The sequence below is a fragment of the Saccharothrix deserti genome (assembly GCF_009769385.1).
GTDB classification, from domain to species: domain Bacteria; phylum Actinomycetota; class Actinomycetes; order Mycobacteriales; family Pseudonocardiaceae; genus Actinosynnema; species Actinosynnema deserti.
In genome coordinates, this window is record NZ_VKAB01000021.1 from 1 (window position 1) to 19,369 (window position 19,369).

Consider the following 19,369-nt stretch of genomic DNA (forward strand, 5'->3'; position numbering starts at 1 on the left):
CGGCTTGTGGCCGTCGTGGCCGTGGCCGTGCGGCTTGTGGCCGTGGTGGCCGTGGCCGTGCTCGTCATCGTCCCCGTCCACGATGACGTTCACGTCCTCCCAGACCACGCAGTCGCCGCCCCCGGTGTTCTCGGCCTCGGGGGCGCCCAAGAGCGGGATAGTGATGGCGGCGACGGAGGCGACGATGTCGTTGTGGCAGAGGTTGACGTTGCTGTCCTCGATGTCAATCGGGAGAATGTTGATGTCTTGGGCGTAGGCGGGCGACGCGGACAGCAGCATCGCCACGGTGATGGCGGAAGCTGCGCCAATCTTCTTCAACATGAAACTGACTCCTTAGTGTGTTCGATGAAGCAAGGGCTGGCTGCGTCGTCGGCGTTCCCCCGGCCGCACTGGCCGGCGACGTCGATATCGTCGGTGAACGCGGGCGAGGCCACCATCACGAGGCTCGTGGCGATGGGAGTCGTCGCTGCGCCTGCATCGGCACGAGCTTCTCTCCTTAGAATGCGCTTCGTCGCACCGAACGGGATCCTCCCGTTCGGCGCGAAACATACCCAACCCGCGCTCCGACCAATAAGCGATGACCTACGATCGTGTGATCTTTTCTTTTTCCGGTTTGGTCGCGGCGTGCGACCGGTAGCCCGGACGGGTGACGTAGGCTTTCCGTCCTGTGGACGCCGGCGGGGTGGTGCGCGAGTACCTGGTGCTCGGGCTGCGGCTCGACCGCCTGCACCCCGGTCTGGTCGACTCGTTCACCGGCGACCGGGCGCTGCGCCGCGCGGTGGACAACGAGCCGAGGCAGCACCCGGCGGCGCTGGCCGAACGGGCCGCGCTGCTACGTCGAGAGCTGCGCGGAGTCGACCTGGAGCCGGAGCGCAAACGGTTCCTGGACGCCCACCTGGTCGCCGCCGAGACCACCGCGCGCAAGCTCGCCGGGGTGCGGATCGGATTCGTGGACGAGGTCCGGTCGTACTTCCAGGTCGACATCCGCCCCGGCCACCCCGACACCTACCGCCGGGCGCACGCCCTGGTGGACGAGTTGCTGCCGGGACCAGGCACGCTGGCGCAACGGCTGGCCGACCACCGCGCCCGGGACGAGGTGCCGCCGCGTCGGCTCAAGGCCACCGTGCACGCCCTGTCCAGCGCGCTGCGCGACCGCGTCCGGCAGCGGTTCGAGCTGCCCGCGCACGAACTCGTGGAGTACGAGATCGTCACCGACAAGCCGTGGAGCGGGTTCAACTACTACCTGGGCGACTTCCGGTCGCGGGTGGCGGTCAACGCCGACCTGGGCCACCGGATGTCGAACCTGCCGCACCTGGTCGCGCACGAGTCCTACCCCGGCCACCACACCGAGCACTGCCGCAAGGAGGTGGGCCTGGTCGGCAAGCGCGGGCACGCCGAGCAGTCGCTGTTCCTGATCAACTCGCCGCAGTGCCTGATGGCGGAGGGCATGGCCGAACTCGGGCTGCACGCCGTGGTCGGTCCGGGGTGGGGCCGGTGGGCCCAGGACATCGTGGCCGACCTGGGCCTGCGGATGGACGGCGAGCTGGCCGAACGGGTCGAGAGCGCGCTGTCCGGGCTGCTCACGGTGCGCCAGGACGCGGCCCTGATGCTGCACGACCGGCGTGCCCACCCGGACGACGTGGTCGACTTCCTGTGCCGTTGGCTGCTCGTTCCCGAGCGCCGCGCCCGCCACATGCTGCGCTTCCTCGGTGACCCTCTGTGGCGGGCGTACACGACGACGTACGTGGAGGGCGTGCGGCTGGTCCGCGCCTGGCTCGACCTGCGTGAGCCCACGGACACCTTGAGTGACCGTTATGTACGACTTCTCGACGAGCCGTTGACGCCGGCGGCGTTGGCGGAGGAGGTCGAGGCGGGGGTGCCCTGGTTGCCCCGCGACGCTCTGTGACCGGCCTGGTCCACGCCCGGCGGCACCGGCTCTGATCTGCGTGGACGAGGGCTTGTTGCGCCGATGGGACGGCTCGTGGTCGCCCGTGGGCACCCGATGTGGCCATCTTTCCGACGTTTTGCGACGAAGTGACGAGTTGACGAATCACCTGTGTGGCTGCCTGCACAAGAGGGACCTGCGGAGGTAACTTCCGGTTGGCGGGACGCGTCCACTGCGGACCGCGCAGGGAGGCCCTGATCGTGGCTGTGATGAGCGCGAGGGGACCGGCACCCGGCCCTCGTGGTCGGTACGCCTGAGCTAGTGGGGCGTACCGGTCGATCGGGGTGGTGCCTGGCCCAGCGAGGAGCGGACGCGGGTGCCGCGTTCGTGAGGGAGTTGCCGTGAACGCACGACGACCCGCGAGCCGTTCCTCAGGCTCATCGCGCAGCACGTCCCGGCGCCGTGGCGCGCCGACGACCAACACGTACGTGGTGGACACGTCCGTGCTGCTCTCCGACCCCCTGGCCACCACGCGGTTCGCGGAGCACGAGGTCGTGCTGCCGCTCGTGGTGATCAGCGAGCTGGAGGGCAAGCGGCACCACCCGGAACTGGGTTGGTTCGCCAGGGAGGCGTTGCGCCTGCTCGACGACTTGCGGCTCCAGCACGGTCGGCTGGACAACCCGGTGCCGATCGGCGACCACGGTGGCACGCTGCGCGTCGAGCTCAACCACTCCGATCCGGAGGTGCTGCCCGCGGGTTTCCGCACGGACTCCAACGACGCCCGGATACTGGCCTGCGCGCTCAACCTCGCGGCCGAGGGCAACGTCGTCACGCTGGTCACCAAGGACATGCCGCTGCGCGTCAAGGCGGGCGCGGTCGGTCTCGCCGCCGAGGAGTACCGGGCCCACGACGTCACGTTGTCGGGGTATTCCGGGATGTCCGACGTGGACGTGGACCAGTCCGTGGTGGACGCGCTGTACCGCGAGAGCGTGATCGACCCGACGCTGTTCGACCTCGGTCACATCGCCGAGCTGCCGTGCCACAGCGGGTTGCGCCTGCTGGCGGGCACGTCGAGCGCGTTGGGCCGGGTGACGCCGGACAAGCAGATCCGGCTGGTGCGGGGCGACCGCGAGGCGTTCGGGCTGCACGGCCGGTCGGCCGAGCAGCGCGTGGCGCTGGACCTGCTGCTCGACACCGAGGTCGGCATCGTCTCGCTGGGCGGACGGGCCGGCACCGGCAAGTCGGCGCTCGCGCTGTGCGCGGGCCTGGAGGCGGTCATGGAACGCCGCCAGCACCGCAAGGTCGTGGTTTTTCGTCCACTGTATGCAGTAGGCGGGCAGGAGTTGGGATACCTGCCCGGTTCCGAGAGCGAGAAGATGCAGCCGTGGGCGCAGGCGGTGTTCGACACCCTCGGCGCGCTGGTCAGCCAGGACGTGGTCGAGGAGATCATGGACCGCGGCATGCTGGAGGTCATGCCGCTGACCCACATCCGGGGCCGGTCGCTGCACGACTCGTTCGTGATCGTGGACGAGGCGCAGTCGTTGGAGCGGAACGTGCTGCTCACCGTGCTGTCGCGGCTGGGCTCCAACTCGCGGGTGGTGCTGACCCACGACGTGGCGCAGCGCGACAACCTGCGCGTCGGCCGGCACGACGGGGTGGCGGCCGTCATCGAGAAGCTGAAGGGGCACCCGCTGTTCGCGCACATGACGTTGACGCGGTCGGAGCGTTCTCCGATCGCCGCACTGGTGACCGAGATGCTGGAGGACTACGCCTCCTGACGGTGAGGTCGCGACTTCCCGGGTGACCTCGCCCGCCGTCTGCGGAGCAGCGGCCGTCCAACACAGTCGAAAGGGGGGCTTTCCCGGGCGGAAAGCTCCCCTTTCCCTGGTGTTAAGCCTTTTCCATTCGTGCCGGTCGGGAGGTTCGGCGTCGGTACGCTCGCCCTTGTGTTGACGATGCCGCAGGCCGCCGTCGGGGGATTTTCGGCGCAGTACGCACTGGGTTACGGCGCCCTCGGCATCGGTATCGCCGCCGCCGTGGTCGCCGCCGGGCTCGCGGTCCGCGCGCAGGCCAGCCGGTCGAAGGACCGCCAGCAGTTGGCCGCCGAGGACGTGCAGGCCACCAAGCAGCTCCTCGACGCCGCGCCGGGCAGCACCGCGCCGCCGCAGCTCGCCAAGTGGGAGCAGCACGCCACCGAGACCGCGCGCACCCAACTCGACCTGTACCTGCGCAACTCCGAAGCCGCGTTGCGGCAGAGCGCCACCAGCTTCCGGGTCGGCATGGCCGCCGCCGCGGTCGGGTTCCTGGTCGTCATCGGGTCGTTGGTGTGGCTGCTCGCGGTGGACCGGGACGTGGCGCTCGCGGGCGTGATCAGCGGCGTGGTGTGCGAGGCGATGGCGGCGCTGTTCTTCGCCGAGACCAGGGCGACCCGCGCCCGCACCGCCGCCATGCTCGACCGGGCGCAGTCCGAGGCCGACCGGGTGGTGCGCGCCCGAGCCGCGCTCGCCGTCGCCGCCGACATCGCGGACGTGGCGACGCGGGAAGCGTTCCTGGCCGACATCGGCCGCTGGCTGCTCGGCGGCGAAGTGCCGGCGCCCACGACGACGGAGGCAGTGCAGTGAACCGGATGCCGATCGTGCTCGGCGCGGTGGCCGTGGTGTCGATCCTGCTGGGCGTCATCTTCCTGAGCGGGCCGTCCGAGAGCCCGGCCGACGACGGCTGCCTGAAGCTGGGCATGTGGTCGTCGGACGAGAAGGCGCCGGTGCTCCAGGAGATCTCCCGCCGCTACAAGGAGTCCGACCGCAAGACCGACGGCAAGTGCGTCGACGTCGCCGTGTCCGTGTACTCCTCGCAGGGCTCGGTGGACGTGCTGTCCGACGCACCCGGCGCCGACCCGAACGCGAAGCCGGACATCTGGAGCCCGTCGTCGCGGTACTGGGTCGACAGCGTGCGCACGGCGATCGCGACCAGGCCGGGCCGGGTGCGGTCGGTGCCGGAGAACCCGCCGACGCTGGCCACGTCGCCGATCGTGATCGCCATGCCGGAGCCGATGGCCCGCGAACTGGGCTGGCCGGAGGGTGCCATCGGGTGGCGGGACATGCTGGCGTTGGCGCAGGACCCGAACGGCTGGGGCTCGCGCGGCGAGCCGTGGGGCGCGTTCAAGATCGGCAAGACGAACCCGACGTTCTCCACCACCGGCCTGCTCGCCACCATCGCCACCGCGACCGCGCTGTCCGGCTCGAACGAGGCGCTGACGCTGCCCGCGCTGGACGCCCCGGAGGTCGCGAGCGGGCTGCGGGCGTTGGAGAGCAGCGCCGTGCACTACGGCAAGCACTCCTCGGTGTTCGTCCGCAACCTGTACGCCGCGGACCAGGAGGGGCGGGCGCTGGAGTACGTCAGCGCGGTGGCGTTGGAGGAGAAGGTCGTCCTCGACTACAACCAGGGCATCCTGGTCGGCGACCCGCCCGTCAAGACCACGCCGCCCAAGGTGAAGCTGGCCGCGGTGTTCCCGACCGACGGCACGACCGTGTCGGACAACCCCGCGATCGTCGTCGACGCCGAGTGGGTCACCGACGAGAAGAAGCGGGCCGCCGAGGACTTCCTGAAGTACGTGCAGGAACAGAAGGACCTGTTCACCGAGGAAGGTTTCCGGGACGGCGAGGGCAATCCCGGAAAGCGGCACGCGGTCGAGAACGGCACGCCCGCCAGCCCGTCGTTCCGGCTGGTCCGCACGCCCGCCTTCGAAGTGGCGCAGGGCGTGCGGAACCTGTGGCAGCGCAACCGCAAGCGGGCCAACGTGCTGCTCGTCGTGGACGTGTCCCGGTCGATGGAGGAGAACGTCGATGGCGTCGGCCGGTCCCGGCTGGCGCTCGCCAAGGACGCCGCCATGCTCGTGCCCGAGCAGCTCACCGAGGACGACACGCTGGCGTTGTGGGAGTTCAGCAGTCCGTTGGGCACCGATCCGCGGCCCTGGCGGGAACGGGTCGCCGCCGGGCCGGTTGGCGTGGTGCGCGACGAGTTCGGACGTGAGGTGGAAGGGCTCCAGCCGACCGGGGCGACCGAGCTGTACGAGTCGACGCGGGCCGCCGTGGCGGACGTGCGCGACCGCTACGACCCGACCCGCATCAACGCGGTGGTGCTGCTGTCGGACGGGCGACAGGAACCGCGCTCGGACGGCCTGCCGTCGCTGGAGGACAGCCTGCGTTCGGGCGACCGGGACCGTCCGGTGCGGGTGTTCTCCATCGCGTACGGCGACGAGGCCGACCGCGACGCGCTGGAGAAGATCTCCACGGCCGCGCGCGGCGGCTACTACGACTCCACCGACGCGGCCAGGATCCAACAGGTCATGGCCGACGTGCTGTCGAATTTCTAGGGCGCGGGCGCGGGTTCTAGTCCAGCGCTCGTCTCATGAAGCCGCGCATGCCCAGCGCGCCGAAGCCCAGGATCGAGGCGATCAGCACCAGGAAACACACCCACAGCGGGATGTGCTCGACGTTCGGCACGAGCACCGCCCGCATCCCCTCGCTGACGTAGGTGAGCGGGTTGAGCGCGCACAGCACCTGGAACCAGCGCAGGCTGTCCAGCGCGGGCCACGGGAACTGCGCCGAACCGGTGAACAGCAGCGGCGTCAGGATCACCGCGAACATCACGGTGATGTGCCGCGGCGAGACCGACGTGCCGATGACCATGCCCACCGCCGCACCCGCCAGCGAGCCCAGGACGACCACGAGCAACGCGACCGGCAGCCCCGACGCGGGCCAGGTGATGTCCAGCATGACGAACCCGATCGGGACCATCAGCACCGCGGCGAGCAGGCCGCGCAACGCGCCGAACACCATCTTCTCCACCGCGACCAGCGGGATCGGGATGGGCGCCAGCAGCCGGTCCTCGATCTCGCGCGTCCACGAGAAGTCCAGCACCAGCGGCAACGTGGTGTTCTGCAGCGCGCCGAGGAACCCGTTCATCGCCACGATGCCGGGCAGCAGCACGGCGGCGAAATCGTCCTGCACGAACCCGATGTCGCCGAGCACCTTGGCGAAGATGAACAGGATGAAGAACGGCTGGATGATCACCTGCGCGAGGAAGCTCGGCAGCTCCCGACCGGTGACGAAGATGTCCCGCCACAGGATGGCGTTGAACGTGCGCACCGAGGTCATCGCAGCTCCCGGCCGGTCAGGTGGATGAAGACGTCTTCCAGGCTCGGCGTGCCGATGGACAGGTCGGTGACCGGTGTGCCGAGCCGTTCGAGGGTCCGCAGCACCTCGGGCAGCGCCACGGCGGGCGCGACGTCGGTGTAGAGGCGGAACATGTCCTGCACGTTCTCCACCCGCTGCACGCCCTCGACCTCGGTCAGCACCTCGTTGACCGGTTCGGGGCCTTCGCCGTCGAGGGTGACGGTGACGCTGAGCGTGGTGCTGCCCGGCAGGGTCTTGGTCAGCTCGGCGGGGGAGTCGAGGGCGAGCAGCTTGCCGTGGTCGACGATGCCGACCCGGTCGCACAGCTTGTGCGCCTCGTCCATGTCGTGCGTGGTGAGCACGACCGTGACGCCGTCCGCGTGCAGCGCGGCCACCCGGTCGTGCACGAACAGCCGGGCCTGCGGGTCGAGACCGGTCGACGGCTCGTCCAGGAACAGCACCTTCGGCCGGTGCATCAGGGCGCGCGCGATCATGAGCCGCTGCGCCTGGCCGCCGGAGAGCGTGTCCACGAGGCTCGTCGCGTGGTCCTTGAGCCCCATCCGCTCCAGGACCTCGTCGGCCATCCGGACCCGTTCCGCGCGGCCGATGCCGTGGTAGGCGGCGTGGAACAGCAGGTTGTGCCGGACGTTCAGCGCCCGGTCGAGGTTGTTGCGCTGCGGGACGACGGCGAGCAGCTGCCGTGCCCGCTGCGAGTCCGCGACCACGTCGACGCCCTCCACCAGGGCCGTGCCGGACGTCGGCCGGACCCTGGTGGTCAGCACCCCCACGGTGGTCGTCTTGCCCGCCCCGTTCGGGCCGAGCAGGCCGAACACCTCACCTCGACGGACCGTGAAGCCCAGCCCGTCCACGGCCGGTTTCCGGCCGCTCTTGTAGACCTTCACCAAGTCCGTGACCACTACGGCTTCGTCCACCTTGGCCAGCCTAATCACGTGTGGTGGCGGTGGCTCGGCGGTCGGGCCGCTTCACCAGCCCGAGGGAAGCGGACGGCCCTCGGCGAACCCGGCGGCGCTCTGGATGCCGAGGGTGGCCTTGGCGTGGAACTCCTCCAGCGTCTGGGCGCCGGCGTAGGTGCAGGCGCTCCGGACGCCCGCGGTGATGGAGTCGAGCAGGTCCTCGACGCCGGGGCGGATCGGGTCCAGCCGCATGCGCGAGGTGGAGATGCCCTCCTCGAACAGGCCCTTCTTGGCGCGGTCGAACGCGTTGTCCGTGCGGGTGCGCGCGGAGACGGCCCGCTTGGACGCCATGCCGAAGGACTCCTTGAAGAGCCGGCCCTGCTCGTCGCGCTGGAGGTCGCCGGGCGACTCGTAGGTGCCCGCGAACCAGGAGCCGACCATGACGCTCGCGGCGCCCGCGGCCAGGGCGAGGGCCACGTCGCGCGGGTGTCGGACGCCGCCGTCGGCCCAGACGTGCTTGCCGAGCCTGCGGGCCTCCTCGGCGCACTCGGCGACGGCGGAGAACTGCGGGCGGCCGACGCCGGTCATCATCCGGGTGGTGCACATCGCGCCGGGGCCGACGCCGACCTTGACGATGTCCGCGCCGGCTTCGACCAGGTCGCGGACGCCTTCGGCGGTGACGACGTTGCCGGCGACGACCGGGACCGTCGGGCCGGCCTCGCGGACGGCCTTGAGCGCGGAGAGCATCTTCTCCTGGTGGCCGTGGGCGGTGTCCACGACGAGGGCGTCGACGCCTGCCTGGAGGAGTTCCTCGGCCTTGGCGGTGACGTCGCCGTTCACGCCGATCGCGGCGGCTACGCGGAGCTTGCCCGCGTTGTCGAGGGCGGGCTGGTACACCCCGGCCCGCAGCGCGCCCAGGCTGGTCATCACGCCCTTGAGGCGGCCTTCGGCGTCGACGCCGAGCGCGACCCGCTGGGTGCCGCCGTGCAGCCGTTCGAAGACTTCACGCGGAGCGGTGTCCAGCGGCAGTGTGACGATGCGCTCGTCGGCTACGTCGTGCAACCGGGTGAACCGGTCGACGCCCGCGCACGCCGCCTCGTCCACGACGCCGGTCGGCCGGCCGTCGTCGTCGATCACGACCACCGCGCCGTGCGCCCGCTTGTGCAGCAGGTTGACGGCGTCGGCGACCGAATCGCCGGAGTGGAGCGTCAGCGGGGTGTCCCACACGGGGTGCCGGGTCTTGACCCACTGGACGATCTCCGCAACCGCTTGCGGCGCCACGTCCTGGGGGAGCACCACCAGTCCACCGCGGCGCGCCACGGTTTCCGCCATCCGTCGTCCCGCCACCGCGGTCATGTTCGCGACCACGATCGGGATCGTCGCCCCCGTGCCGTCGGAGGTCGACAGGTCGACGCCGAACCTCGACTCGACGGCCGATCGGCCGGGCACGAGGAAGACGTCGTCGTAGGTCAGGTCGTAGCTGGGCCTATGCCCTTCGATGAACCGCACGAGACCTTGACGATACCCGCGTCAGGGCGAATTCGCCCTGGTTGTGCGCACCATAGGGGGTGGTCGCTACGGGGTCTGGGGTTGTGGGTTCCTCCAAGGCCGCACTACTGCGGCTTCGGCAGGAGCGCGCGCACGGCGTCGATCGTGTCCGCCTCGCCCGCGTCCTTGTCCGGCCGGTACCGGAGCACGCGGGCGAACCGCAGCGCCACCCCGCCGGGGTACCGGGGGCTGATCTGCACGCCGTCCAGCTCGATCTCGATCACCATTTCGGGTCTGACCACCACCGCCCAGTCGGTCTTCTCCGTCGCGATCGCCATCAGCTCCCGCGTCTGCCACGCCAGCAACTCGTCGGTCAGGCCCTTGAACGTCTTGCCGACCATGATCGGCGGCCCGCCGTCCGGATCGCGTGCGCCGAGGTGGAGGTTCGACAGCAGCCCCTTGCGCCGACCGCTGCCCCACTCGACGCCCAGCACCACCAGGTCGAGCGTGTGCACCGGCTTCACCTTCTGCCACGCCCGCCCACGCCGGCCCGCCGCGTACACCGACTCCAGCGACTTCACCATCACGCCTTCGTGACCGGCCGCCAGCGCCTCGTCCAGGACCTGGGCCGCCTGGTCCTCCGTCGGTGAGACCGCTCCTGGGATGACGTGCCGGCCCGCCACGCCGCGCAACGCGTCCAGCCGCGCCCGCAGCGGCTCGTCCAGCAGGTCCACCCCGTCCAGGTGCAGGCAGTCGAAGAAGAACGGGCTGAGGAGCAGCTCTCGGACGTCTCCCGCCGACGTGCGTTTCCCAGCGGAGGCGGCATCGAGCAGAGCGCCGAACCTGCTCATCGTTTCCTGGAACGGTCTGGGCTTGCCGTCGTCGTTCAACGCCAGCGTCTCGCCGTCCAGCACCACCGACTGGCACGGCAGGCCGCGCACCAGCTCCACCAGTTCGGGCACCGTTCCGGTGATCTCGCGCAACGTCCGGGTGAAGATCCGGACCTCGTCACCGGAGCGGTGCACCTGGATGCGCGCGCCGTCCAGCTTGTGCTCCACCACGCACGACCCCAGCTCGGCCAGCGCCTCGGGCAGCGACTCCGCCGGCGAGGCGAGCATCGGCCGCACCGGGCGGCCGACTTCGAGCCGGAACCGCGCCAGGGCCTCCTCGCCGGTCATCGCGGCCATCGCGGTCTCGGGCAGCTTCCCCGACAGCATGAACGCCCGCCGCACCACCTCACCGGGCACGTCGGCCGCACGCGCTATCGCGTCCAACATCACCCCTTCGAGAGCGCCTTGGCGCAGTTCCCCGGTCAGCAGCCGACGCAGGAAGTCCTGTTCGGCCGCCGTTGCTCTGCCGAACAGGTCGGTCAGCAACGCCGCACGCCGCGCGTTCGAACCCTTGCCGTTGATCGAGGCGAACTCGCCCAACGCCTCGTCCACGTCCGACACCGTGAGCGAAGGCGACGAGGCCGGCGGAACCGCCAGGTCGAACACGGTGCGCCAGCCCGCGCCGATCCGACCCTGGCTGGGCGCGCCGACCAGGAACGACACCACCGCGGGCGTGTTCATCCGGCGCACCAGCTCGGCCAGGGCGGCGACCTTGGCCAGGCGGGAGCGCGTCGCCGTCACCGCGGCGGACGTCTCGACGACTTCGGTGAACAACACGTCGACCATGGTGCACCCGACCACCGACAAAAATCGGCTCAGGCAAAAACTGGTTCAGACGGCCGCGCGCAGCTCCCGGACGGCCTCCCGGAGCCGGTCCGGCGTCAGCGCCGCGTACCCGATGACCAGTCCGGGGAACGTCGGCGTCCGGGCGTAGCCGGCCAGCGCCAGGGCGTTGACGCCACGCCGGGCCAGCCGGTCCTGCAACGCCACGTCGTCGGTGCCCTCGGGCAGCCGCAGGACGACGTGCAGACCCGCCGCGACCCCGATCGGCTCCCAGTCCGGCAGGACGTTGCGCAGCTCGTCCAGCAACGCGTCCCGTCGGGCCCGGTACAGCTGACGGGTGCGGCGCAGGTGCCGGTCGTACCCGCCGGTGCTGAGCAGTCGGGCGAACGCGGCCTGGTGCAACGTCCCGGTGCCGAGGTCGTCCAGACGTTTGCGGTCCACGACGACATCGCGCAACGCGGGCGGCAGCACCAGCCAACCCAGCCGCAACGCGGGCGCCAGGACCTTGCTCGTACTGCCCTGGTACGCCACGTGCGTCGGGTCGAGCGCCTGCATCGCCCCCAGAGCCGGCCGGTCGTAGCGGTGCTCGGCGTCGTAGTCGTCTTCCACGATCAACCCGTCGCACGCGCGTGCCCAGTCCAACAGGGCGCGGCGACGCGTCGGGTGCAGCACGACGCCCAACGGGAACTGGTGCGCCGCCGTGACGACGACCGCGCGACAGTCTGTTGTGGACAGTACGTCGACGCGAAGTCCTCGGTCGTCAACGGGAATCGGGCAGATGGTGAGACCGTGTGAAGTCAGCATCTCCGCACCGCCGAAGTGGCTCGGCTCCTCGACCGCCACACTCCGGTGCCCGGCCGCGTGCAACACCCGGCCCAGCAACGAAATCCCTTCCGCCGCACCGTTCGTGATGACCACTTCGGACGGTCGGGCGGCGACGGCGCGCACCCGGCCGAGGTAGTCCGCCAGCTCACGGCGCAACGGGCCGAAACCGGCCGGGTCGGGGTAGCCGAGGTCGTCGGTGGACAGGTCCGCCAACGCGGATTTCTGCGCCTGCAACCACTCCTCGCGTGGGAAGGCGCTCAACGCGGGCACGCCCGGCCGCAGGTCGTACCGGAACCTCGGGGCGGGTTCGGGGCCGGCGGTGGACGTGGCGGGCCAGGTGACGGCGGCCGTCACGGTGGTGCCCGAGCCGTGCCGTGCGGTCAGGTAGCCCTCGCCGATGAGCTGCGCGTACGCGGACGTGACGGTGCCGCGGGCGACGCCGAGCTGGGCCGCCAGGTCGCGGCTGGACGGCAGGCGGGTGCCCGGCGCGAGCCGTCCGTCCCGCACCGCGCGGCGCAGCTCGGACTCCACCGCGCGCCGGCCGTTCGGGGCGGGGAGGAGGAGTTCGCGGTAAGTGGTCCAGTTGGTGGGCATCGAAGTGGAGCTTAAACCTGGACCACTGGTCGGTGATAGTCCTCGTCATGAGATCCACCAGAACCGCGATCGCGTCGGGCGCCCTGGCCTCGGCGATCGTGGGCGCGTCCGTACCGGTGACCGGTATGCTCCAGGCGTATCCGCTGCTCACGGGGCAGGCGATGCGGTACGCGTTGGGTGGGATCGCGCTGCTCGGGTGGATCTGCCTGCGTGGCGGGCGGCTGCCGGTGCCGGGGCGGCGGGACTGGCCGGCGCTGCTCGGGCTGGTGACGACCGGGATGCTCGGGTTCAACGCGTGCGTGCTGTACGCGCAGCGGTACGCCGAGCCGGGGTTCGTCGCGGCCGTGCTCGGGGCGAGCCCGTTGGTGTTGGCGCTGGTCGCGCCGTTGGTGGCGGGGCGGAAGCCGGCCGTGTTCGCGGTGGTGGGCGCGGTGGTCGTGGTCGGCGGGGTGGTGGTGCTGTCCGGCGGCGGGTCGTGGCACGGGCCGGGGCTGCTGCTGGCGCTGTTGACGATGGCGGGCGAGGTGTCGTTCACGCTGTTCGCGGTGGGTGTGGTGCGGCGGCTGGGTGGTGCGGCGGTGGCGACGTGGTGCTGCTTCACCGCGGCCGTGGCCGGTGGGGTGCTGGGGACGGTGTTCGGCGGGTGGCAGGTGCCTTCGGTGCGTGAGGGCACGGCGCTGGTGGTGCTCGGGTTCGTGCTGACGGCGGTGGCGTTCGGGCTCTGGTACTTCGCGGTGGCGCAGTTGGGTGCGGACCGGGCCGGGGTGCTGATCGGGCTGATGCCGGTGGCGGGGTTGGTGGCTTCCGTCGCTCTGGGTGCGCAGGAGCTGACGGCGGTGGCGGTGGTGGGCGCGGTGGCGGTGGCCTTGGGGTGCGTGATCGGGTTGCGGGGCCGGACGGCCGTCACCGACCGTCCGCCCCAGGCCGACCCGAATGCCCAGCTCGCGCGTTCCGAACGTTGAATTCGGGGGTCCTGGACACACGCATCCTGAACGTAGGACTCTCGCGCTCTGAACGTAGGACACACCCGCCGCGAACGTAGGACACACGCGAGAGTCGAACGTTCGGGTGCCGAGAGTCGAACACTCAGGTAGGGCGAGTTCAACGCTCAGGTCGGGGCACGCGTGTTCTGAGCGTTGAACTCATGGGGTCTGAGTGTTCGACTCTCGGGGTCTGAGGGTTCGACTCTCGGGTCAGCGGCCGCCGTTGGCCATGCGGAGGACGTCCAGGGCCTCGTCCAGTTGGGACTCGGTCAGCTTGGTGGGGACGTGGCCGCGCTCCAGGACCACCTCGCGGATGGTTTTGCGTTCCTTCAGGGACTGCTTCGCGATCGAGGCCGCCTCTTCGTAGCCCAGGTAGCGGTTCAGGGGGGTGACGATCGACGGCGACGACTCGGCGTACTCGCGCATCCGGTCCACCTGCGGTGCGGTGCCGATCAGGACCTTGTCGGCGAGCAGGCGCGCGACGGCGGCCAGGAGCCGGGAGGATTCGAGGACGTTGCGGGCGATTACGGGCAGCATCACGTTGAGCTGGAAGTTGCCCTGGGAGCCGGCGAACGCCACCGCCGCGTCGTTGCCGATCACCTGCGCGACCACCATCATCGTGGCCTCGGAGATGACCGGGTTGACCTTGCCGGGCATGATCGACGAGCCTGGTTGGAGGTCGGGCAAGGCCAGCTCGCCCAGGCCGGTGCGGGGGCCGGAACCCAGCCAGCGCAGGTCGTTCGCGATCTTGTAGAGGCCGACGGCGGTGGCGCGGAGCTGGCCGGAGATCTCGACCACGCCGTCTTGGGTGGCCTGCGCCTCGAAGTGGTCGCGGGCTTCGGTCAGGGGTAGGCCGGTGACGGCGGCCAGCTCGGCGGAGACGGCCGCGCCGAAGCCGGCCGGCGCGTTCAGGCCGCTGCCGACGGCGGTGCCGCCGATCGGCAGCTCGGCCAGGCGCGGCAGCGACGACGTCAGGCGCTCGATGCCGTACCGGACCTGGGTGGCCCACGCGCCCACCTCCTGGCCCAGGGTGATCGGCACGGCGTCCATCAGGTGCGTGCGACCCGACTTCACCAGCGACGTCCAGTCGGCGGCACGGGCGTCCAACACCGAGACCAGGTGCTCGAGGGCCGGGATCACGTCACGCGCCACCGCCTCCGTCGCCGCGACCCGCAGCGTGGTCGGGAACGTGTCGTTGGACGACTGCGAGGCGTTGACGTGGTCGTTCGGGTGGACTTCGCGGCCCAGCGCGCGGGTGGCCAGGGTGGCGATGACCTCGTTCGCGTTCATGTTCGACGACGTGCCGGACCCGGTCTGGAACACGTCGACCGGGAAGTGCGCGTCGTGCTCGCCCGCCGCCACCGAGTCGGCGGCTTCGGCGATGGCCGACGCGACTTCGGGTTCCAGCACCCCCAGCCGCTCGTTCACCCGCGCCGCCGCGGCCTTCAGCAGGCCGAGCGCGCGGATCTGGGCACGCTCCAGACCCCGTCCGGACACCGGGAAGTTCTCCACCGCGCGCTGCGTCTGCGCACGCCACAGCGCGTCGACCGGCACCTTGACCTCGCCCATGGTGTCGTGTTCGACGCGGTACTCCTGTTCAGCCATGTACCCGAGTTTGGACCGACTTGCCCTGCTCGGCCCGAGAAGGGTGGGACAGAGTGGGCTGGAACACCTAAGGTCGAGGCATGGAGCTTGAGGTCGACCTGCTCATCGTCGGTGCGGGCCCGACGGGGCTCTTCGCGGCGTACTACGCGGGGTTCCGGGACCTGTCGGTCGCGCTGGTCGACGCGCTGCCCGAGGCGGGCGGCCAGATCACCGCGATGTACCCGGAGAAGATGATCTTCGACGTGGCCGGGTTCCCGGCGGTGCGCGGGCGCGAGCTGGTGACCGCGCTCGTGCAGCAGGCCGACCAGTGGAAGCCGACCTACCTGCTGGGCCGCCAGGCCCGCACGTTGTCCGATGTGGACGGTCGGCTGGAGGTGGGGCTGGCCGACGGCGGCGTGGTGCGCGCGGGCGCGGTGCTGATCACGGCCGGTATCGGCGAGTTCCGGCCGCGTCCGCTGCCCGCGGGCGACGGCTGGCTGGACCGCGGCATGGTGCACTTCGTGCCCAAGCTCAACGTGCACACCGGCCAGGACGTGGTGGTCGTCGGCGGCGGCGACTCGGCGTTCGACTGGGCGCTCGCGCTGCACCCGATCGCGTCCAGCGTCACCCTGGTGCACCGCCGTGCGACGTTCCGCGCACACCCGCCGACCGTGCGGCAGGTGCGCGAGCTGGGCGTCGAGATCATCACGGATGCCGAGGTGCTGGAACTGCGCGGCGACCCGGACCTGGCCGAGGTGGAACTGGGCCTCAAGGGCGGCGACCGCAAGGTGCTGCCCGCGCAGGCCGTGGTCGCGGCCCTCGGCTTCACCGCCGACCTGGGGCCGATCGAGTCGTGGGGCCTGGAACTCGACCACCGGGCGGTGCTGGTGGACACCACCATGCGCACCGCCCGGGATCGCGTCTACGCGGCGGGCGACGTCGCCCAGTACCCCGGCAAGGTGAAGTTGATCGCCACCGGGTTCGGCGAGGCCGCCACCGCGGTCAACAACATCGCCGTGCTGCTCAACCCGGAGGCCCACCTGTTCCCCGGACACTCCAGCAACGCGGGCTGAAGCAACTCAAGGCACGACCTGGACCTGCTCGCCCACGAACAGGTTGTCGAAGAACGTCACCGCGGCGTCGTGCGACAGGCGCACGCAGCCGTGTGACAACGTGTCGAGGCTGCCCTCGTGGAACGCGATGCCGCTGCTGGTGAAGTACACCGAGTACGGCATGGGCGCGTTGTACGGCACGCTCCAGTCGTCGCGGACCTTGCGCAGGACGGAGAACGTGCCCACCGGCGTCTCGTAGCCGGGCCGGCCGTGCGTCACCGGGACGGGGCCGTAACTGGCGTTGCCCTGGTAGATCAGCCACGCCTGGTTGGTGGACAACTGCAAGCACGCCCCGTCCCGGATGGAACAGGGCGTGCCCGTGGAAGCGTTGGCGGGTGCCGCTAGGCCGAACAGCAAGGCCGAAGCGGCCAGTGCGGTGCCGAGCGTCTTCATCATCGAATCACTCCCTCGACACCTGGGTTACCCCGTCGAGGGAGTGATCCAACACGCTCGGTTACGCCACCACCTGAACCTGGTCGCCCACCTGGAGGGTTTCGAAGTAACGCGCCGCCGCATCGGGTGACAGGTGGATGCAGCCGTGCGAGTTGACGGTGAGGCTGCCCTCGTGGAACGCGATGCCGCCGCTGGTGAAGTACGTCGAGAACGGCATCTCACCGCCGAAGTCCCGGCTCCAGTCGTCCCGGACCTTCCACAGCACGGGGAAGTAGCCGACGGGCGTCTCGTAGCCGGGCCGGCCGTGCGTGATCGGCACCGGGCCGTAGCTCACCTCGCCGCCGCTGATCAGCCACGTTTCCTTGGTGGACAGCCGAACGCACGCGCCTTCGGTGAGGTCGCACGGCGTGCCGGGCACCGTCATCGGCGGGGGCGGCGGCGCGGGCTGCGGGTCCGGGGTCGTGGTTTCCACGGGCGGCGCGGACGCCGAAGAAGAAGCTGGTTCGGACGACGGCGACGAAGCCGGGCCGGACGCCTCGGACGTCCCGCACGCCGTCGCCAGGAAAGCGATTACCACCAAGGCTGTTCTGCGCATCGCGCATCCCCCCCAGAGATCAAGCTGTGTACTGATCCTGGAGACGCCGTGTCGAAGACCCCGGTTGTCACCCCACGGGTAACGAATTGGGCAGGCCGGAAAACCGGAAGGGCCGCCCCACCCGAAGGCAGGACGGCCCTTCCGCCACGGGAACCGAGCGGTCTAGACCGCGCCCGCGTACTGGCCGATCCACGAGCGGAACGCCGGCACGTCCATGTAGATCGACGGGCCGGTCGCGCAGGTGGAGTTGTTGTTGCCCGCGCGGCTGGTGGCGCCGATCAGCTGCCACACACCGTTCACGGACTTGATCTGCGGGCCGCCCGAGTCGCCGTAGCAGGCGCCCGCGTTACCACCGGGGTTGCTGGTGCAGATCTCGTACGTGCCGTAGATCCCGGTGCAGCTGCCGTCCGACACGATGGACGTGTTCAGCTCCTGCAACGTGACCGGCGCGCCACCGCAGCCGCGCGGCGCGCAGGTCTGGCCCCAGCCGATGATGCGGGTGGCGGTGCCGACCGCGCCGGACGTCGACGCCACCGCGATCGGCGTCTGGCTCACCGAGGTGGCCAGGCGCACCAGCGCGATGTCGTAGGACGAGTTGGTCACGATCTGCGCGCCGGACGCGACCGTGCCGCCACTGGTGCGGCTGGTCGAGCCGATGCGGGCCCGGATGGACGACGCCGACCGGCCCTGCACGCAGTGCTTGGCCGTGACGACCCAGTTGGCCTTGATCAGCGAGCCGCCGCAGAAGTGGCTACCCGAGGTGCTCTGCAGGGACACCATGAACGAGTAGGTCTGCGTGGCGTTGCCGCCGCCCACGACGAACGGGATGACCTCGCCATCGGTCGCCGGGGCCGCCGCCGCCCCGGCCGCCGTGGCGAAAGCCGCTCCTACCGCCACCGCGAAGGCGGTGAACAGGGTACGAACCTTCATCACTGTCCTCTCCGTCCCCGGCGCAGGGTGCTCGGGGACGAATCGGAAACTAGGGATGAACGCCGAGTGATCACCACAGCCGATCGGCCGGTAACGCTGTGTTGACCGTTGACGGCGGCCCGTGGCATCCGGGCGGAGACCTGCTCCTCGGGCAGGCCTACGGCAGCGGCGGCAGCGGGTCGCCGTCGGTGGGCGGGATGTCGAAGTCGACCGAGGCGTACTCGCGGAGCTTGTTCAGCCGGTGGAAGCCGTCGATCATCCGCACCGTGCCGGACTTCGACCGCATCACGATCGACTGGGTCGTGCAGCCGCCCGCCCGGTAGTGCACGCCGCGCACCAGGTCGCCGTCCGTGACGCCGGTCGCGCAGAAGAACACGTTGTCGCCCTGCACCAGGTCGTCGGTCAGCAGCACGCGGTCCAGGTCGTGGCCCGCGTCCAGCGCCCGGCCGCGCTCCTCGTCGTCCTTCGGCCACAGCTTGGCCTGGATCGAGCCGCCCATGCACTTCAACGCCGCCGCCGCGATGATGCCCTCGGGCGTGCCGCCGATGCCGACCAGCAGGTCGATGCCGGTGTTCGGCCGGGCCGCCGAGATCGCGCCCGCCACGTCGCCGTCGGAGATGAAGTGGATCCGGGCGCCCGCCGCGCGCACGTCCTTCACGATCGACCCGTGCCGCGGCCGGTCCAGGATGCAGACCGTCACGTCCGACACGTCGAGGTGCTTGGCCTTCGCCACCCGGCGGATGTTCTCCGCGATCGGCGCGGTGATGTCCAGGACGTCGGCCGCCTCCGGCCCGGTCGCGAGCTTCTCCATGTAGAACACGGCGGACGGGTCGAACATCGCGCCGCGCTCGGCCACCGCGAGCACCGCCAGCGCGTTCGGCATGCCCTTGGCCATCAGCGTGGTGCCGTCGATCGGGTCGACCGCGACATCGCAGTCGGGGCCGTCGCCGTTGCCGACCTCCTCGCCGTTGTACAGCATGGGCGCCTCGTCCTTCTCGCCCTCGCCGATCACCACGACACCGCGCATGGAGACGGTGCCGATCAGCTTGCGCATGGCGTCCACCGCCGCGCCGTCGCCGCCGTTCTTGTCGCCGCGACCGACCCAGCGCCCGGCCGCCATCGCGGCGGCCTCGGTCACCCGGACCAGTTCCAGCGCGAGGTTCCGGTCCGGCGCCTCACGCCGACGCTCGTGGTTACTGTTTGTGACCATGACGTTCCT

17 protein-coding genes are annotated in these 19,369 nt (G+C 70.7%); 6 read left to right on the plus strand and 11 right to left on the minus strand.

Annotated elements, in window-relative coordinates:
* A partial coding sequence (locus tag FM051_RS29495; protein WP_158849029.1) for a hypothetical protein occupies positions 1 to 321 on the minus strand: 321 nt, incomplete at its 3' end.
* A 346-nt stretch (positions 322 to 667) separates the two neighbouring features.
* Here FM051_RS29495 and FM051_RS29500 point away from each other — a divergent pair.
* The 4 genes from FM051_RS29500 to FM051_RS29515 all read left to right on the plus strand — a co-directional run bounded on the left by FM051_RS29500 (position 668) and on the right by FM051_RS29515 (position 6,257).
* Positions 668 to 1,906, plus strand: coding sequence for a DUF885 domain-containing protein (locus FM051_RS29500; protein WP_158849031.1), 1,239 nt, complete (start codon positions 668 to 670; stop codon positions 1,904 to 1,906).
* 467 nt (positions 1,907 to 2,373) lie between these two features.
* Positions 2,374 to 3,663 carry a PhoH family protein gene (locus FM051_RS29505; RefSeq protein WP_158849403.1) on the plus strand — a complete coding sequence of 430 codons (1,290 nt, stop codon included), beginning with the start codon at positions 2,374 to 2,376 and terminating at the stop codon, positions 3,661 to 3,663.
* A gap of 177 nt (positions 3,664 to 3,840) precedes the next feature.
* On the plus strand, positions 3,841 to 4,506 hold the full coding sequence (locus FM051_RS29510; protein WP_338019507.1) for a TRADD-N-associated membrane domain-containing protein: 666 nt from the start codon (positions 3,841 to 3,843) through the stop codon (positions 4,504 to 4,506).
* Positions 4,507 to 4,511: 5 nt separating this feature from the next.
* The gene (locus FM051_RS29515; protein WP_158849035.1) at positions 4,512 to 6,257 is read left to right on the plus strand and encodes a substrate-binding domain-containing protein; all 1,746 of its coding nucleotides are present in this window, start codon (positions 4,512 to 4,514) and stop codon (positions 6,255 to 6,257) included.
* A gap of 16 nt (positions 6,258 to 6,273) precedes the next feature.
* On the opposite strand, the gene FM051_RS29520 is transcribed toward FM051_RS29515, so the two are convergent.
* From FM051_RS29520 to pdxR, 5 genes are all read right to left on the minus strand, one after another.
* A complete protein-coding gene (locus FM051_RS29520) occupies positions 6,274 to 7,041 on the minus strand; it encodes an ABC transporter permease (RefSeq protein ID WP_158849037.1) in 768 nt (255 codons plus the stop codon).
* On the minus strand, positions 7,038 to 7,991 hold the full coding sequence (locus FM051_RS29525; RefSeq protein WP_158849039.1) for an ABC transporter ATP-binding protein: 954 nt from the start codon (positions 7,989 to 7,991) through the stop codon (positions 7,038 to 7,040). Before FM051_RS29525 ends, FM051_RS29520 begins: the two co-directional genes overlap by 4 nt.
* 51 nt (positions 7,992 to 8,042) lie before the next feature.
* Entirely contained in the window at positions 8,043 to 9,482 is a 1,440-nt protein-coding gene (locus FM051_RS29530) for a GuaB1 family IMP dehydrogenase-related protein (protein WP_158849041.1), read from the minus strand.
* Between the two features lie 104 nt (positions 9,483 to 9,586).
* A complete protein-coding gene (locus FM051_RS29535; RefSeq protein ID WP_158849043.1) occupies positions 9,587 to 11,128 on the minus strand; it encodes an ATP-dependent DNA ligase in 1,542 nt (513 codons plus the stop codon).
* Positions 11,129 to 11,182: 54 nt separating this feature from the next.
* Positions 11,183 to 12,553, minus strand: a complete 1,371-nt coding sequence (pdxR, locus tag FM051_RS29540; RefSeq protein WP_158849045.1) for a MocR-like pyridoxine biosynthesis transcription factor PdxR — start codon at positions 12,551 to 12,553, stop codon at positions 11,183 to 11,185.
* Between the two features lie 47 nt (positions 12,554 to 12,600).
* On the opposite strand from pdxR, the gene FM051_RS29545 reads away from it, so the two are divergent.
* The gene (locus tag FM051_RS29545; protein ID WP_158849047.1) at positions 12,601 to 13,515 is read left to right on the plus strand and encodes a DMT family transporter; all 915 of its coding nucleotides are present in this window, start codon (positions 12,601 to 12,603) and stop codon (positions 13,513 to 13,515) included.
* A gap of 231 nt (positions 13,516 to 13,746) precedes the next feature.
* Here FM051_RS29545 and FM051_RS29550 read toward each other — a convergent pair whose 3' ends face one another.
* Positions 13,747 to 15,141, minus strand: coding sequence for a class II fumarate hydratase (locus FM051_RS29550; protein ID WP_158849049.1), 1,395 nt, complete (start codon positions 15,139 to 15,141; stop codon positions 13,747 to 13,749).
* Between the two features lie 80 nt (positions 15,142 to 15,221).
* On the opposite strand from FM051_RS29550, the gene FM051_RS29555 reads away from it, so the two are divergent.
* On the plus strand, positions 15,222 to 16,193 hold the full coding sequence (locus FM051_RS29555; protein ID WP_158849051.1) for an NAD(P)/FAD-dependent oxidoreductase: 972 nt from the start codon (positions 15,222 to 15,224) through the stop codon (positions 16,191 to 16,193).
* A gap of 6 nt (positions 16,194 to 16,199) precedes the next feature.
* Here the strand turns inward: FM051_RS29555 and FM051_RS29560 are convergent, their stop codons facing one another.
* The 4 genes from FM051_RS29560 to glpX form a co-directional block, all read right to left on the minus strand.
* Positions 16,200 to 16,628 (minus strand): L,D-transpeptidase, encoded by a 429-nt coding sequence (locus FM051_RS29560; RefSeq protein ID WP_158849053.1) that lies wholly within the window; start codon positions 16,626 to 16,628, stop codon positions 16,200 to 16,202.
* Positions 16,629 to 16,686: 58 nt separating this feature from the next.
* On the minus strand, positions 16,687 to 17,220 hold the full coding sequence (locus FM051_RS29565; protein ID WP_158849055.1) for a L,D-transpeptidase: 534 nt from the start codon (positions 17,218 to 17,220) through the stop codon (positions 16,687 to 16,689).
* A 162-nt stretch (positions 17,221 to 17,382) separates the two neighbouring features.
* Positions 17,383 to 18,150: a S1 family peptidase gene (locus FM051_RS29570; protein WP_158849056.1), complete on the minus strand. Its 768-nt coding sequence runs from the start codon at positions 18,148 to 18,150 to the stop codon at positions 17,383 to 17,385.
* A 157-nt stretch (positions 18,151 to 18,307) separates the two neighbouring features.
* Positions 18,308 to 19,360, minus strand: coding sequence for a class II fructose-bisphosphatase (glpX, locus tag FM051_RS29575; RefSeq protein WP_158849058.1), 1,053 nt, complete (start codon positions 19,358 to 19,360; stop codon positions 18,308 to 18,310).
* Positions 19,361 to 19,369: the final 9 nt, after the last annotated feature.